Consider the following 14,398-nt stretch of genomic DNA (forward strand, 5'->3'; position numbering starts at 1 on the left):
TCTTGCCCAAAGCAGCGCTTTTGTGCGTAAGCTGGCGGCATGATCCCGGCGATTTTCGGCTGTTCCGGTCTGTCCCTGACCGATGACGAGCGCGCTTTCTTCCGCGATTGTGACCCGGCGGGCTATATCCTGTTTGGTCGCAACGTCGAAAACCGCGAGCAACTGCGCGCTCTCACCGAGGAGCTGCGCAGCCTTCACGGCCGCGAGCGCCTGCTGATTTCCATCGATCAGGAAGGGGGGCGCGTTTCGCGGATGAAGCCGCCGGTCTGGGCTGCGTTTCCGCCCGGTTCGCGCTTTGCCGAGCTTTACGAGTTGGCCCCCGCCAGCGCGATAGAGGCCGCGCGCGCCAATGCCGAGGCACTGGCGCTTGATCTGGCCGAGGTCGGCATCACGGTCGACTACCTGCCCTTGCTCGACGTTCGGCAAGAGGGCGCGCACGATGTTATCGGCGACCGCGCGTTGGGCAGCGAGCCGCTGCGCGTCGCAGCGCTTGGTCGTGCCATTCTCGATGGGCTCGCGCGTGGCGGGGTGACGGGGTGCGTGAAGCACATGCCTGGCCATGGCCGCGCGATGGTCGACAGCCACAAGGATCTGCCGGTGGTGGAGGCGAGCGCCGAGGAGCTGGAAACCGATCTCGCGCCGTTCCGCCGCCTCGCCGATGCGCCGATCGCGATGTCGGCCCATATCCGGTATATGGCGTGGGACGCCGAAAACCCTGCCACGCTCTCGCCCACGGTGATCGACGAGATCATTCGCGGCGAGATCGGCTTTGGCGGCCTGCTGCTCACCGATGATATCGACATGGAGGCGCTGTCTGGCAGCGTGCCCGAACGCGCCGAGCGTGCGATTACGGCGGGCTGCGATCTGGTGCTCAACTGCTGGGCCAAGCTGGACGATATGACCGGCATTGCCGAACGTTTGCCCGCGATCACAGAGGCTGCGCGAGAGCGGCTTGATGCGGCGCTGGCCGTGCCGCAAGCGCCCGACTTCGCGCGACGGCATGAGCTTCTGGCCAAGCGCGACAGTCTGTTAGGGCTGGTCGAGGCGAACGCGTGAGCGAAGAGGGCGCCGCTACCGCCGCGCCAGCCGATGGCGACTGGGCAGGCCCTGCCGTCGCAGCACCTGCCCAAAACGAGGACGCACTCTACCTCGAACTCGATGGCTGGGAAGGTCCGCTCGACCTGCTGCTTGATCTGGCCCGGCGGCAGAAAGTCGACCTGAAGGCAATCTCGATCCTCGAACTGGTCGATCAGTACATCGCCTATATCGAGCAGGCCGAAGCGCTGAAGCTGGAGATCGCTGCCGACTATCTCGTGATGGCTTCGTGGCTGGCCTACCTCAAGAGCGCGCTGTTGCTCCCGCGCGAGGAGCAGGAAGACCCGAGTCCCGAGGAACTGGCGCTGCGCCTGCAACTGCGCCTACAACGGCTGGGCGCGATGCGCGAGGCGGCAGCAAGGCTGATGGCGGGCGACCGGCTGGGCCGCGACGTGTTCGCGTGCGGTGCGCCCGAAGGCCTGCGCGTGCTCACCAAGAGCGCCTGGACCTGCGACTGGTACGACCTCATCAACGCCTATGGCCAGGTCAAGCTGCGCAACGAGCCGGTGGTCCACATGGTGCGCGAGCGTCCGGTGATGAGCCTCGAAGCGGCAATCGACCGGGTGGCGGCGATGCTCGGCGTGACGCGTGACTGGCTTGAACTGCGCAGCTTCCTGCCTGCCCATGCCGATCCGCGCCTCAAGCGTTCGGCGCTCGCCTCCAGCTTTGTCGCCGCGCTGGAGCTGGCGCGCACCGGGCAGGCCGAACTGCGGCAGGAAGAAACCTACGGCCCGCTTCATCTGCGGCGGATGGCCTCATGAGCGAGGACAGTGCCCCCGACGATCTCGTGCGCGCGGTGGAGGCCTGCCTGTTTGCGGCGGAAGAGCCCATGACCAAGGACCAGATCGCGACTCACCTCGAAGGGGCCGAGGTTGGCGCGGCGCTGGCCGAGCTGACCGAGCACTATGCGCAGCGCGGGGTGCGGCTGGTCGAGCGCGGCGGGCGCTGGCAGTTCCAGACCGCGCCCGATCTCGCTCATCTCCTGCGGCGTGAGCGCGAACAGGTCCGCCGCCTGAGTCGCGCGGCGACCGAATTGCTCGCCATCGTAGCCTATCATGAGCCGGTCAGCCGGGCCGAGATCGAGGCGATCCGCGGGGTGCAGACCTCGTCGGGCACGCTCGACGTGCTGATGGAGGCGGGCTGGGTGCGCTCGGTGGGGCGGCGCGAGGTGCCGGGCCGTCCGCTGATCTATGCCACCACACCCGAGTTTCTCAGCCATTTTGGCCTCGCCAGCCGCCGCGATCTGCCCGGTATCGACGAGTTGAAGGCGGCGGGCCTGCTTGATCCGGTTGATGAAGCTTATGACGAGATGATGGCTGCGGACGAGCAGGGCGATGACGAGCCCGACGAGCGCGAGGATTCTTCATCCTGAGCGCTTGCGGCGCTGGCCATGCCGCTTTCGCCCCTCTATAGAAGGCCCAGTCCTCTAACCGAAGAGTTGTGTCATGGGTCTTAGTGTCTGGCAGATTGCCATCATCGCCGTTGTCGTGCTCGTCCTGTTCGGGCGTGGCCGCATTTCCGAAATGATGGGGGATTTCGGCAAGGGCATTTCCAGCTTCAAGAAGGGCATGAGCGAAGACGTCGACGCCGGCAAACCGGCTGAAAAGCCCGCCGGCCAGATCGGCGCACCTTCCGCCGATAGCGCCGGGGAACCGGTCGACAGCGCCAAGGCGACCGACAAGACCGCTTCCTGATTGGCGAAGCGGCATGAAGGTCCGCTGATATGTTCGACATCGGTGCTGCAGAACTGCTCGTCATCGTCATTGTGGCGGTGATTGTGATCGGCCCCAAGGACCTGCCGCTTGCCATGCGCACGGCGGGCCGGTGGATCGGCAAGATGCGCAAGCTTTCCAGCCATTTCCGCAGCGGGATCGACGCCATGGTGCGCGAGGCCGAGCTGGAGGATATGGAGAAGAAGTGGAAAGAGCAGAACGCCCGCATCATGCGTGAGCATCCGCAAGGTGGCCCCAAGGAGATGGAGCCGACCGGAGCCTATCCGCCGCCTGCGGCAACGCCAGCACCGGCCTCGGCGGAAAGCGCCAAGCCAGTCGAGCCAGTCGAGCCTGCGCCCGCTCCCGCGCCAGCCTCTGCTCCTGATCCCACCACCGACAGCACCGCCAAGCCGGGCAATCAGGCCTGACCATGGCATTCTCGCTCAAGGATCTCGACGATACGCAGGCCCCGCTGCTCGAACACCTGATCGAGCTGCGCGGACGGCTGGTGCGTGCGCTGGTCGCCTTCTGCATCGCCTTTGCCATCTGCTTCTACTTCGCCGATCCGATCCTCGGCTTCCTGATCCAGCCGTTGAAGGATGCCTTCCCCGAAGGTGAGGGCCAGCTGATCTTCACCAAGCTATACGAGGTGTTCTTCGTGGAGCTGAAGGTGGCGGTGTTCGCCGGGTTCTGCCTCAGCTTCCCGGTGATCGCCAACCAGCTGTGGGCCTTCGTTGCGCCGGGGCTCTATGCGCGCGAGAAGCGGGCTTTCCTGCCCTTCCTCATCGCCACTCCGGTGCTGTTCATCATGGGCGCGGCGCTGGCTTATTACGTGGTGATGCCCACGGCTTTCACCTGGTTCCTCGGCTTCGAGGGCGAGGCAGGCGGCATGAAGATCGAGGCGCTGCCGAGCGCAAACGAATACCTGTCGCTGGTTATGCAGTTCATCCTCGCCTTCGGGGCGAGCTTCCTGATGCCGGTGCTGCTGATGCTGCTGCACACGGCGGGCATTCTCGAGCGCGCGCAGCTGGCCAAGGCACGGCGCTATGTGATCGTGGCAGTGTTTGCGCTGGCAGCGATCATCACGCCGCCCGATCCTGGTTCGCAGCTGTTGCTGGCGGTGCCTCTGCTGGTCCTGTTCGAAGGCTCGCTGCTGCTGATGCGGCTGGTCGAGAGAAAGCGCGTGGCCGAGGATGACGAGGAGCCCGAGGCTGAGCCAGCCGCGAGCGCCGAACAACCGGCCCCCGAATTCGGCGACCGCGACCTTCAGTAATTTACTGTGCCGGGAACACGCGCCGCCCGGCCACCCAGGTCTGCAACACGCGGGTGTTGCGTAGCTGTTCGGGCGAGGTCAGCAGCGGGTCGTTGTCGAGCACAACGAAGTCGGCGCGTTCGCCCACCTGCAGGCTGCCGAAGCGGCCCTCGGCATATCCGGCATAGGCCCCGGCTGCGGTGTAGGCGGCCAAGGCCTGCTCGCGGCTGAGGCGCTGTTCAGGCATCCAGCCGCCAGCCGGTTCGCCTGCTGCATCCTGCCGCGAGATGGCCGTGGCAAGGCCCGCCAGCACGTCGACCGGCTCGACCGGCGAAGCGCTGCCGAAGGCGAGCAGCGCGCCCGCCTCGGAAATCGCGCGCCAGGCATAGGCGCCCGCCAGCCGGTCCGGGCCGAGTCGCGCTTCGGCCATCAGCCGATCGGAGGTCATATGCACCGGCTGCATCGAGGCGATCACGTCATGCTTCCCGAACCGGGCAATGTCCGCCGGGTCGACGATCTGCGCATGCTCGATGCGCCAGCGCCGCTCGCCCGGATATTCGGCGGCGAGCTCGTCGATGGCGGCCAGCGCCTCGGCATTCGCGGCATCGCCGATGGCGTGGATCGCGACCTGAAACTCGTCGAGCGAGGCGCGGCTCATGATGTTGCGCAGCTGCGTGCCGCTGGTCACGTCGATCCCGAGATTGGCCGGATCGTCGGCATAGGCAGTCTTCAGCCGCGCCCCGCGCGAACCGAGCGCGCCATCGAGCCAGACCTTGATCCCGCCCATGCGCAGCTTGTCGTCATAGAGCCACAGCGTCGGCCCGGTCCCGCCGATCAGCAGCATCTCGCCGAGATCGCCAGCATAGGCCATGATCCGCATCTGCAACCAGCCGGCATCGCCCGCACGGCGATAGCTCATCCAGTCGGCCAGGCTCGTGCCCATGTCGGCGACTGCGGTAATGCCATGTTCGAAGAAGATTTTCTGAGCCGCGAACAGCGCCTGCTCGCGGTCTTCGGGCAGTGGCGGCGGCACGGCGGCGTCGACCGGAGCCATCGCGGCGTCGATCAGCACACCGGCAGGCTCGCGGCCATTGCCGATGCGAAGGATGCGCCCGCCCACAGGATCGCGCGTCTCGGCGGTGATCTCGGCGGCGGCCAGCGCAGCCGAGTTCGCCCAACCGGCGTGGCCGTCGATCCGGCTCAGCCAGACCGGTCGGTCGCCCACCACGGCATCGAGTTCGGCGGCGGTGGGGAAGCGACCGAGGCCCCATTGCTCCTGATTCCAGCCGTGCCCGAGCAACCACGGACGCTCGGGATACTTGGCGGCATAGTCCGCGATCAGCGCCAATGCCTCTTCAAGCGAGCGCGTCTGCGACAGGTCGAGCGTCATCGTGCCGAGACCGAGCGCCATCACATGGGCATGGCTATCGACGAAGCCGGGCACGACATGCGCACCTTTCATGTCTTCGAGATAGTCGATCTCGCCCTCAGGCCCGTCGCCGAAGTCCAGCAGTTCGGTGATCCGGCCTTCGTCGTCGACCACCATCGCGGCGAAGCGGTCAACCTTGCCATCGGGCGTGATGGAAATGCCGTCGACATTTTCGAACAGCGTATCGGCGAGGGCAGGCGAAGGGGCAAGGGCAAGGGCCGCCCCGGCCAGCAGCAGGCGCTTCATTGCGAGACCTCGGGCAGGTGGCGGATCAGTGCGGAGGTATCCTGCCGCGCGCCGCCTTGGGCCTGCACCTGCGCATAGAACTGGTCGACCAGTGCGGTGATTGGCAGCGACAGGCCCGCGTCCTTCGCCTCGGCCAGTGCGATGGCGAGATCCTTGCGCATCCAGTCGATCGCGAAGCCGAAGTCGAACTCGCCAGCGGCCATCGTCGGCCAGCGGTTTTCCATCTGCCAGCTCTGCGCCGCGCCGCCCGCGATGGCTTCGAGCACCTTGTCCATCGCCAGCCCCTCGGCCTGCGCCAGCCGCACACCTTCCGACAGGCCAGCCAGCACGCCCGCGATGCACACCTGGTTGACCGCCTTGGTCGCCTGCCCCGCGCCCGCTGCGCCCACATGGACGATGCGCGCGGCATAGGCCTCGATCACGGGGCGCGCGGCGGCCATCGCCGCGTCGGAGCCGCCGCACATGATCGAGAGCTTGCCGTTCTCGGCCCCGGCCTGTCCGCCGGACACCGGCGCATCGAGGGCGAGCACGCCGCAGCTTTCCGCCTCCTGCGCAATGGTGCGCGCGATGGCGGGCGAAACGGTTGTGTGGTCGACGAACAATGCGCCCTCTCGCATCGTCTTCAGCGCCCCGTCCTCGCCCAGCATCACGGCGGCGAGGTCGCTGTCGTTGCCGAGGCAGGCGAGCACCACGTCCTGCCCTTCGGCTGCTTCGGCAGGCGTTGCTGCGACGCTGGCGGCAAAGCCTTCGTTGGCCAGCTTGGCCTGCCACGCCTGGGCGCGGGTATTGGTGCGGTTGTAAACGGTGACCTGATGGCCGGCGCGGGCGAGGTGGGCTGCCATCGGCGCGCCCATCACGCCAAGGCCCAGAAAGGCGACTTTGCTCATGCGCCTAGCCCTGCCGCGCTTCGCCCCGATGCGCAATCTTTGCCTTGCTCCATGCGCTCACCTATTTCCTTTGTCTGCCATTTCGGTCTAGGCGCTCCGGCATGACCGATAGCGCCACCGACAACGCCCTGACCATCGATACGATCCGCGATGCTGCCGCCCGGATTGGCGACGCGGTGGTCCATACGCCCACGCTCTTCTCTAAAACGCTGTCGCAGATGACTGGCGCGAACATCTGGCTCAAGTTCGAGAACCAGCAGTTCACCGCTGCCTACAAGGAGCGCGGCGCGCTCAACAAGCTGTTGCAGCTCGACCCGGCCGACCTGAAGCGTGGGGTGATCACCGCCTCGGCGGGCAACCACTCACAGGGCCTGTCGTATCACGGAACCCGGCTTGGCGTGCCCGTCACCATCGTGATGCCGCGCACCACGCCCACGGTGAAGGTGATGCAGACCGAAAGCGTGGGCGGCAAGGTCTTGCTCGAAGGCGAGAACTTCGACGAGGCCTATGCCCATGCGCGCAAGCTGGAAGCTGAACTGGGCCTCACCTTCGTCCATCCGTTCGACGATCCGGATGTGGCGGCGGGGCAGGGCACCGTGGCGCTCGAAATGTTCGCCGACGCGCCCGAGATCGATACGCTGGTGGTGCCCATCGGCGGCGGCGGGCTGATCTCGGGCATGGCTACCGTGGCCAAGGCGCTGGCCGAGCAGGAAGACCGCGCGATCGAAGTCGTAGGCGTCCAGGCGCGGCTATATCCCAGCATGTATGCCTGCACCAAGGGCAAGGAGATGCCGATCGGCGGCGATTCGCTGGCAGAGGGCATCGCGGTAAAGGAGCCAGGGCAGTTCACCCGCAAGGTGGTGGCCCAGCTGGTCGACGACATCGTGCTGGTCGACGAACCGCACCTCGAAACGGCGGTGGCGCTCCTGTTGCAGATCGAGAAGACTGTGGTCGAAGGGGCCGGCGCGGCGGGGCTTGCCGCGGTGCTGGCCAACAAGGACCGGTTTGCAGGGCGCAATATCGGCCTGGTGCTGTGCGGCGGCAATATCGACACCCGCCTGCTCGCCAACGTGCTGCTGCGCGATCTTGCCCGCTCGGGCCGCTTGGCGCGGCTGCGGATCACGTTGCAGGATCGGCCCGGCTCGCTGATGAAGGTGATGCACGAGTTTGCCGAGGCCAACGTCAACATCCTCGAAATATCACACCAGCGGATTTTCACCAATCTGCCTGCCAAGGGCCTCGTCACCGATATCGAGTGCGAGGCGCGTGACAGCGTGCAGCTCGAGGCGCTGGTCGCGCGGCTGACGGCAGAGGGCTACACGGTTAGTCATGTCGAGCTGAACTGACCCGGAACGGGGCAACCCTGATTGTCCGGCCCGGTGAGGGGGCAAATTAACGCTGCGCAGCGGGTATAAGATGGTTAATATACTTTAACCGGGCGATTCCCCTCGGCATGGTCCGGTCTATCGGCGCTGCCAGGCGCCAGCCGCTGCCATGATGAGAGGATCGCCTCACAGTGACCGCACCCGTGCGCTTCCCCCGTTTTTTCGTGACGAGCCCTGCGCCGTGCCCCTATCTGCCGGGCAAGACCGAGCGCAAGGTCTTCACCGAGCTGAACAGCCCGCATTCCGATGCGCTGAACGATGCGCTGTCGCGGATCGGCTTCCGGCGTAGCCAGAACGTCGCCTATCGCCCCAGTTGCGCCGATTGCCGCGCCTGCGTTTCGGTGCGCGTGGTGGCGGATGAGTTCCGCCCCTCCAGCTCGCAGAAGCGGACCGAGAGGCGCAACAAGGATCTGGTGGTGAGCGAATGCCGCCCCTGGGCGACGGCGGAGCAGTTCGCCTTGTTGCAAGGCTATCTCTCGCACCGCCACCCCGACGGTGGCATGGCCGCGATGGACGAGATCGACTATGCCGACATGGTCGAGCACACCTCGGTCAACACGGTGGTGATCGAATATCGCGAGCCGCGCGAAGATGGCGGACCGGGCAAGCTGGTCGCAGCCTGCCTGACCGATCGTCAGGGCGATGGCCTGTCGATGATCTACAGCTTCTACGACCCTGAGACCGAGCGCTCGGGGCTGGGCACCTTCGTGATCCTCGACCACATCCGCCGCGCGGCGGCCGAAGGGCTGCCGTTCGTGTACCTCGGCTACTGGGTCGAGGGCTCGGAGCGGATGCAGTACAAGGTGCGCTATCGCCCGCTCGACAAGCTTGGCCCCGAGGGCTGGCAGCGGATGAGCGACGAGGAGCAGGACCGCCAGATTGCGCGTGTGGTGAGCGGTGACGGATCGGCTGGGCCTGCGCCTGCGGGGGCGAGCAAGGATGGAAGCTCGGAGCTGACGCGGCGGGTTGTGAAGGTTTGAGGTTGGGGCGGGTTGTCTGCTTCCGGCACGGAAATTCTGGTTTGCGCCGCGGATTTTGTAAGGCAGATTCTGGGGAGGGAGTGAAGTTTAGCGGCCACTCCAAAAGGCGACAGGACTGGGAAGCGTTGATACGTAACTAAACCGCAAGTCCCATTTTCCGCCGTGGGGGTGCGAGGAGGCAATGTGGGGGAAGCAAGACGCAGAAGGCAGGCCGTACTCCAAGCACCATGCCCGTGTGGTTCCACAAACATTGCGCAGCAGTGTTGCTTTGACGGCCGAAGCTGGCACCGACCATCCGCATCACTTGGTCTCCGCGATCTGCCAGCGGTGGAAACCGTCGAGCGCTGTTATATGCGTGAACTTGGATCGTGCGTGGCGCCAATATCAGGTGAGCATCTAATCTCGGAATCCGTTATTGAAGTTCTCCAAGGGGAAGGAGGGTTTTCTATATCCGGGGTGCCGTGGCTGGCCAAAGGCGAGGAGAAAATCCTAAGTAAGAAAAGTCTGCGCGCCAATTGTCTTTGTACGAAGCACAACAGTTCGCTTGCTCCTATCGATGAAGCTGCAAAACAACTCTTTCGTGCCCTAAAAATCTTCCTAGACAGTGATGTTGGGGAACCTCGCCATGTGCTCGTGTCGGGCCACGATATAGAACGTTGGCTGCTCAAAACCGCCAAGGCACTCGCGGTATCGGGTAACCTAGTACACAACGAGAAACGCCTCTCGGGCGCGTTCGCCAAAGATATCTCGTTGGTCGATATGCTGGATGATCCCACAGCTTGGCCTGAAGGCGCGGGGCTTTACTGCGTGATGAACGAGGGTGATCTAATGGTAAACCACTCTCGGTTCCAGCTTGTTCCTTGGGTCGAGACAGCTGAGTGCAGAGATGAGATCGTTGCACTTCAAGTAAGCATCCTTGGGTTCATTTTCGTACTGCTGCTGGAGCAAGTGGACCTTGAAAAGTACCCGCTTTTAGGAAGGGCTAGATATCGACCCGGACGCATAGAAATTCAGCATCCCAAGTCGGTGAGCTGGGTGACGATAAGTTGGGAAGACAATTCCTTTCACGCGACGCTCAAGGTCCAGCATGTGAAGCACCTAGCCGCCGATCAAGCCAACGGAAAAGCACGTTAGAGTAATTTTGAAGCGAGCGAGGGCCAATGGCGGAACACCTTCGCTTTTAACCGCATGACAATGCAATGGGAGCCTCCAGAAATGGCGCGCAGCTGTCGTTGCGAGGTGCGAATGACTACTTCCAACCGTCAATCCCGCCCACCATATAGCCCCGCCTCAGCCTCCCGCCGCCGCACCAGCCCGCGCATCACCTTCCTCCCAGCATAGACCCAGCGCGAAAACTCTTCTGCCGCGCCCTCATAATCCCCCGCGATATGCCGTCTGGTCAGCGTCGCTCGCGCAATCGCGCCGGTGTTGTAGTGAAATGAGACCAGCGCATCGAACTGCTGCTGGCTTGTGGGGGCATCGCCGATAGCCTCGGCGACCTCCTCGGCGTGGCGCGCAAGATCGGCCTCCAGCCGCGCATCGCATTGGGCGCGGGTCCAGACGGTGCCGGGGCCGATCCCCGGCCCGGTCGCGCCCCAGCCGATAGTCCAGGGATCGCCGCCCGTGCCTGGATCGGGGTAGGCCTCCACCATGCCATCGGCCCGCACCTTCGCCAGCCCCTCGAACCGGCGGACTAGCGCCACGCCCTGTGGGCCGACAGCGAGCGGGGATGGAAGCTCCAGCGCCGCGTCGATAGCGGTGTCGAGCGCGCGGACATCCGCCTCTATCAAAGGGCGGGCGAGCAGGTGGCGGACGGCGGCGAAAATGGGTGTGCGGTTCATAGGTAAGCGCTCCGGCAAAACGAATCGCTTCCCCGGTTAGGCATTTCCAACGCGTGTAGGAAAGTGCGCAAACAAAAGGGCCGCCCGGTTTCCCGAGCGGCCCGAATTTTGCGCCACGCTGCCTTCAAGCAGCGGAGCGGTAAGCAGCAAATCAGCCGCTATAATACATGTCGTATTCGACCGGGGCAGGGGTCTGCTCGGTGCGATAGACCTCGGGCCACTTCAGCTCCATGTAAGCGTCGATCTGGTCCTTGGTGAACACGTCGCCCTTCAGCAGGAACTCGTGATCGGCTTCGAGCGATTCCAGAGCTTCGCGCAGCGAGCCGCAGACGGTCGGGATCTCGGCCAGCTCTTCGGGCGGCAGGTCGTACAGATCCTTGTCGGCCGAATCGCCGGGGTGGATCTTGTTCTCGATGCCGTCGAGGCCCGCCATCAGCAGCGCCGAGAAGGCGAGGTACGGGTTCGCCAGCGGATCGGGGAAGCGGAACTCTACGCGCTTCGCCTTCTCGCCCGAGCCATAGGGAATGCGGCACGAGGCCGAACGGTTGCGGGCCGAGTAAGCCAGCAGAACGGGGGCTTCGAAGCCCGGCACCAGCCGCTTGTAGCTGTTGGTGGTCGGGTTGGTGAAAGCGTTGCAGGCCTTCGCGTGCTTGATCACGCCGCCGATGAAATAGAGGCAGGTTTCCGACAGACCGGCATATTCGTTGCCGGCGAAGGTCGGCTTGCCATCCTTCCAGATCGACATGTGGGTGTGCATGCCCGAGCCGTTATCTTCCTTGATCGGCTTCGGCATAAAGGTCGCGGTCTTGCCATAGGCATGGGCGACCTGATGCACGACGTACTTGTAAACCTGCACGCGGTCGGCGGTTTCGGTGAGCGTGCCGAAGGTGATGCCAAGCTCGTGCTGGGCAGCGGCCACCTCGTGGTGGTGCTTGTCCATCGGCAGGCCCATTTCGAGCATGGTCGAAACCATCTCGGCACGGATGTCCATGCAGCTGTCGACCGGCGCGACGGGGAAGTACCCGCCCTTGGCGCGCGGACGGTGGCCCATGTTGCCGCCTTCCATCTCGGTGGCGGTGTTGGTGGGCAGCTCGACGTCGTCGATCTGGAAGCCCGAGCCGGCATAGCCGTCCTCGAAGCGCACGTCGTCGAACATGAAGAACTCGGGCTCGGGGCCGACGAAGACGGTGTCACCGATGCCGGTGGTCTTCAGGTAGGCTTCGGCGCGCTTGGCGGTCGAGCGCGGGTCGCGGCTATACAGCTCGCCGTCCGAAGGCTCGACGATGTCGCAGTTGATCGAGATCATCGGCGTGGCGCTGAACGGGTCGATGTAGACCGCGTCACAGTCGGGCTTCAGGATCATGTCGGATTCGTTGATGGCCTTCCAACCGGCGATCGACGAACCGTCGAACATCAGGCCTTCTTCCAGCGCGTCCTCGTCGATGACGCCGGCGCACATCTGGAGGTGCTGCCACTTGCCCTTGGGATCGGTGAAGCGAAGATCGACCCACTCGATCTCCTCTTCCTTGATGCGCTTCACGATATCAGCCGGAGTAGCCATAATAATCCTTCCTTATGGAGTGTTTGGCGTGAATTGGAGGCGGGCCATTGCGGCCCGCAATGGATTACGCAGTGCCGCCTAGATGGCGGCTTCGTCCTGCTCACCGGTGCGGATGCGGACGGCGCTCTGGATGTCGGACACGAAAATCTTGCCGTCACCGATGCGGCCCGTTTTGGCGGCACCTGCGATGGCATCGACCACGGCTTCGGCCTGGCCATCGGCAACGATGACCTCGAGCTTCACCTTGGGCAGGAAATCGACCACATATTCGGCGCCGCGATAGAGCTCGGTGTGGCCCTTCTGGCGGCCGAACCCCTTGGCCTCGGTAACGGTGATACCCGATACGCCTACTTCGTGCAGCGCATCCTTCACTTCATCAAGCTTGAACGGTTTGATGATGGCTTCGATTTTCTTCACTTTACCCCTGCCGTTCTATCCGACGCCCGGTCTGTTCCCGGAACGCCGATGGTGCCGCTTCCCCGGCAATCACATCAAGGTATTAACAAGAATCGTGCCAAGGTGTGTGGCACTGGATTAGACAATCATCGGGAAGAGCGAAAGGGCGGATTTGCGGCATTTGCAAAGCGCCGCCGCGCGCACGCGAAACGCCGTTTCGTGCCCGAGTGGCAAGGTGCTGCCTAATTGTTGTGCAGGCATTGCCGCATTAGCAGGCAGCCCGGTCAGAGGCGCAGCCCGGCATATTCGTCGCAGCCGGCCATGAGGTTGAGCGACTGTACGGCGGCGCCGCTGGCACCTTTGCCGAGATTGTCGAGCACGGCGATCAGGCGCGCGGTCTTGCCCTCGGCATCGGCGCAGACGTAGATATCAATCCGGTCAGACGGCGGCGCATCGGCGCGCAGCACCAGCTCATCGGGGCATTCATCGTGGACCGTGATCGTGCGCGTCCCGTCATAGGCCTTGGCGAGGCAGGCGCGTAGCTCAGCGGGCGGGGCGGACTTGCGCATGGCCTCGATCGGCAGCGGAACTTCGACCACCATGCCGCGATAGGCAGGAACGACCGAGGGCGCGAAGACAGGCGGATATTCGAGCCCCGTGCGGGCCTGCATCTCGGCCAGGTGCTTATGCGCGAGGGTGAGGCCATAGGTGCGGAAGGCGAGATCGGTCTCTTCCTCGTAACGTGCGATCAGGCCCTTGCCGCCGCCCGAATAGCCCGACACCGCGTTGACCGTATAGGGCCATTCGCGCGGCAGCAGACGCTCGCGGATCAGGGGCGTGATCAGCGCGATAAAGCCGGTGGAATAGCAACCGGGGTTCGACACCTGCTTGGCCCCGGCCACCACTTCGCGGCCAACGATCTCGGGGAATCCATAAATCCAGCCGGGCGCGGTGCGATGGGCGGTCGAGGCGTCGATCACGCGGGTGTCGCTGTCGGGCGAGATCATCGCCACGGCTTCGCGCGCGGCATCGTCGGGCAGGCACAGGATAACGAAATCGGCGAAGTTGAGCGCGGTCTTGCGGCAGTCCGCGTCCTTGCGCTCGGCCTCGCTGAGGCGGATCAGCTCGAAGTCGTCGCGCCCGGCCAGCCGGTCCGCGATTTCGAGGCCGGTGGTCCCGGCGCCGCCGTCGATGAAGACATTATGTGCCATTGTGTTCCTCAGCCTGCCGTGGCCGGCTCAAGCCGGTCGATATGGACATAGCCCACCGGGCCTTCGAGCGAGAGACAACCCCAGGCCCAGCTTCCGGTGATGTCGAGCAGTTCGAAGCTGTCGCCTTCCATCAGCACGCACAGTTCCTCGGCATTTTCCGACGGAGCCACGCGCAAGGTGGCGCCGCCGGGCATGACGGCGCGCGGCTGCGGAACCGCATAGTGCGGCACGAAATGCGTGCCCGCGAGGCCGATGTGCGCGAGGTCGCCGCGCAGCGGCAAGTCGTGGCCCTGCGGCCGGACAACCGGACCGGACAATGCAAACGGGCCCTGTACGTGCGTGGAAGGCTGGGTGTTTTCGTTCTGGCTCAAGCGCCGGTTATCCGTAAATACTGGCTACAAGC

The 14,398-nt window shown here is 64.6% G+C and carries 16 protein-coding genes; 9 read left to right on the forward strand and 7 right to left on the reverse strand.

All coding sequences use genetic code 11. The annotated features are described in order from the left end of the window. The first annotated feature begins 39 nt into the window (after nucleotides 1-39). The 6 genes from nagZ (at nucleotide 40) to tatC (ending at nucleotide 4,080) form a co-directional block, all read left to right on the forward strand. Nucleotides 40-1,056, forward strand: coding sequence for a beta-N-acetylhexosaminidase (gene nagZ / locus ABDJ38_RS04915; RefSeq protein WP_346783966.1), 1,017 nt, complete (start codon nucleotides 40-42; stop codon nucleotides 1,054-1,056). Then, complete coding sequence (locus tag ABDJ38_RS04920; RefSeq protein WP_346783967.1) at nucleotides 1,053-1,856, forward strand: segregation and condensation protein A; 804 nt, start codon at nucleotides 1,053-1,055, stop codon at nucleotides 1,854-1,856. The genes nagZ and ABDJ38_RS04920 overlap by 4 nt, the downstream gene beginning before the upstream one ends. Further along, nucleotides 1,853-2,467 (forward strand): SMC-Scp complex subunit ScpB, encoded by a 615-nt coding sequence (gene scpB / locus ABDJ38_RS04925; RefSeq protein ID WP_346783968.1) that lies wholly within the window; start codon nucleotides 1,853-1,855, stop codon nucleotides 2,465-2,467. The genes ABDJ38_RS04920 and scpB overlap by 4 nt, the downstream gene beginning before the upstream one ends. A 73-nt stretch (nucleotides 2,468-2,540) precedes the next feature. Beyond that, a complete protein-coding gene (gene tatA / locus ABDJ38_RS04930) occupies nucleotides 2,541-2,789 on the forward strand; it encodes a twin-arginine translocase TatA/TatE family subunit (protein WP_346783969.1) in 249 nt (82 codons plus the stop codon). A gap of 29 nt (nucleotides 2,790-2,818) precedes the next feature. Beyond that, nucleotides 2,819-3,235: a Sec-independent protein translocase protein TatB gene (tatB, locus tag ABDJ38_RS04935; protein ID WP_346783970.1), complete on the forward strand. Its 417-nt coding sequence runs from the start codon at nucleotides 2,819-2,821 to the stop codon at nucleotides 3,233-3,235. A gap of 2 nt (nucleotides 3,236-3,237) precedes the next feature. Beyond that, the gene (gene tatC / locus ABDJ38_RS04940) at nucleotides 3,238-4,080 is read left to right on the forward strand and encodes a twin-arginine translocase subunit TatC (protein WP_346783971.1); all 843 of its coding nucleotides are present in this window, start codon (nucleotides 3,238-3,240) and stop codon (nucleotides 4,078-4,080) included. Between the two features lies 1 nt (nucleotide 4,081). On the opposite strand, the gene ABDJ38_RS04945 is transcribed toward tatC, so the two are convergent. Together ABDJ38_RS04945 and ABDJ38_RS04950 are read right to left on the reverse strand one after the other, a co-directional pair. After that, the gene (locus tag ABDJ38_RS04945) at nucleotides 4,082-5,734 is read right to left on the reverse strand and encodes an amidohydrolase (RefSeq protein ID WP_346783972.1); all 1,653 of its coding nucleotides are present in this window, start codon (nucleotides 5,732-5,734) and stop codon (nucleotides 4,082-4,084) included. Further along, nucleotides 5,731-6,621: an NAD(P)-dependent oxidoreductase gene (locus ABDJ38_RS04950; protein WP_346783973.1), complete on the reverse strand. Its 891-nt coding sequence runs from the start codon at nucleotides 6,619-6,621 to the stop codon at nucleotides 5,731-5,733. Before ABDJ38_RS04950 ends, ABDJ38_RS04945 begins: the two co-directional genes overlap by 4 nt. Before the next feature lie 101 nt (nucleotides 6,622-6,722). Between ABDJ38_RS04950 and ABDJ38_RS04955 the strand changes: the two genes are divergently transcribed. The 3 genes from ABDJ38_RS04955 to ABDJ38_RS04965 all read left to right on the forward strand — a co-directional run bounded on the left by ABDJ38_RS04955 (nucleotide 6,723) and on the right by ABDJ38_RS04965 (nucleotide 10,120). Then, on the forward strand, nucleotides 6,723-7,967 hold the full coding sequence (locus ABDJ38_RS04955) for a threonine ammonia-lyase (protein WP_346783974.1): 1,245 nt from the start codon (nucleotides 6,723-6,725) through the stop codon (nucleotides 7,965-7,967). 170 nt (nucleotides 7,968-8,137) lie between these two features. Next, nucleotides 8,138-8,986, forward strand: a complete 849-nt coding sequence (locus tag ABDJ38_RS04960; RefSeq protein ID WP_346783975.1) for an arginyltransferase — start codon at nucleotides 8,138-8,140, stop codon at nucleotides 8,984-8,986. 351 nt (nucleotides 8,987-9,337) lie between these two features. After that, entirely contained in the window at nucleotides 9,338-10,120 is a 783-nt protein-coding gene (locus tag ABDJ38_RS04965) for a hypothetical protein (RefSeq protein ID WP_346783977.1), read from the forward strand. Nucleotides 10,121-10,248: 128 nt separating this feature from the next. On the opposite strand, the gene ABDJ38_RS04970 is transcribed toward ABDJ38_RS04965, so the two are convergent. From ABDJ38_RS04970 to ABDJ38_RS04990, 5 genes are all read right to left on the reverse strand, one after another. After that, on the reverse strand, nucleotides 10,249-10,827 hold the full coding sequence (locus tag ABDJ38_RS04970) for a lysozyme (protein ID WP_346783978.1): 579 nt from the start codon (nucleotides 10,825-10,827) through the stop codon (nucleotides 10,249-10,251). 151 nt (nucleotides 10,828-10,978) lie between these two features. Beyond that, a complete protein-coding gene (glnA, locus tag ABDJ38_RS04975; RefSeq protein WP_346783979.1) occupies nucleotides 10,979-12,388 on the reverse strand; it encodes a type I glutamate--ammonia ligase in 1,410 nt (469 codons plus the stop codon). 78 nt (nucleotides 12,389-12,466) lie between these two features. Continuing rightward, nucleotides 12,467-12,805: a P-II family nitrogen regulator gene (locus ABDJ38_RS04980; protein WP_346783980.1), complete on the reverse strand. Its 339-nt coding sequence runs from the start codon at nucleotides 12,803-12,805 to the stop codon at nucleotides 12,467-12,469. Nucleotides 12,806-13,068: 263 nt separating this feature from the next. Further along, entirely contained in the window at nucleotides 13,069-13,995 is a 927-nt protein-coding gene (gene argC, locus ABDJ38_RS04985; RefSeq protein ID WP_346783981.1) for an N-acetyl-gamma-glutamyl-phosphate reductase, read from the reverse strand. Between the two features lie 8 nt (nucleotides 13,996-14,003). Continuing rightward, on the reverse strand, nucleotides 14,004-14,366 hold the full coding sequence (locus tag ABDJ38_RS04990; protein WP_346783982.1) for a hypothetical protein: 363 nt from the start codon (nucleotides 14,364-14,366) through the stop codon (nucleotides 14,004-14,006). Nucleotides 14,367-14,398 lie beyond the last annotated feature (32 nt).

Origin of the sequence: Aurantiacibacter flavus (assembly GCF_039710615.1) — a bacterium.
Classification (GTDB): Bacteria; Pseudomonadota; Alphaproteobacteria; order Sphingomonadales; family Sphingomonadaceae; genus Alteraurantiacibacter; species Alteraurantiacibacter flavus.

Excerpts from the sequence above, each read along its gene's own strand:
- scpB (WP_346783968.1), top strand. The coding sequence starts at position 1,853 with ATGAGCGAGGACAGTGCCCCCGACGATCTCGTGCGCGCGGTGGAGGCC.
- tatA (WP_346783969.1), top strand. The coding sequence starts at position 2,541 with ATGGGTCTTAGTGTCTGGCAGATTGCCATCATCGCCGTTGTCGTGCTC.
- nagZ (WP_346783966.1), top strand. The coding sequence starts at position 40 with ATGATCCCGGCGATTTTCGGCTGTTCCGGTCTGTCCCTGACCGATGAC.
- ABDJ38_RS04970 (WP_346783978.1), bottom strand. The coding sequence starts at position 10,827 with ATGAACCGCACACCCATTTTCGCCGCCGTCCGCCACCTGCTCGCCCGC.
- argC (WP_346783981.1), bottom strand. The coding sequence starts at position 13,995 with ATGGCACATAATGTCTTCATCGACGGCGGCGCCGGGACCACCGGCCTC.
- ABDJ38_RS04945 (WP_346783972.1), bottom strand. The coding sequence starts at position 5,734 with ATGAAGCGCCTGCTGCTGGCCGGGGCGGCCCTTGCCCTTGCCCCTTCG.
- ABDJ38_RS04955 (WP_346783974.1), top strand. The coding sequence starts at position 6,723 with ATGACCGATAGCGCCACCGACAACGCCCTGACCATCGATACGATCCGC.
- tatB (WP_346783970.1), top strand. The coding sequence starts at position 2,819 with ATGTTCGACATCGGTGCTGCAGAACTGCTCGTCATCGTCATTGTGGCG.
- ABDJ38_RS04965 (WP_346783977.1), top strand. The coding sequence starts at position 9,338 with ATGCGTGAACTTGGATCGTGCGTGGCGCCAATATCAGGTGAGCATCTA.
- ABDJ38_RS04950 (WP_346783973.1), bottom strand. The coding sequence starts at position 6,621 with ATGAGCAAAGTCGCCTTTCTGGGCCTTGGCGTGATGGGCGCGCCGATG.
- glnA (WP_346783979.1), bottom strand. The coding sequence starts at position 12,388 with ATGGCTACTCCGGCTGATATCGTGAAGCGCATCAAGGAAGAGGAGATC.
- tatC (WP_346783971.1), top strand. The coding sequence starts at position 3,238 with ATGGCATTCTCGCTCAAGGATCTCGACGATACGCAGGCCCCGCTGCTC.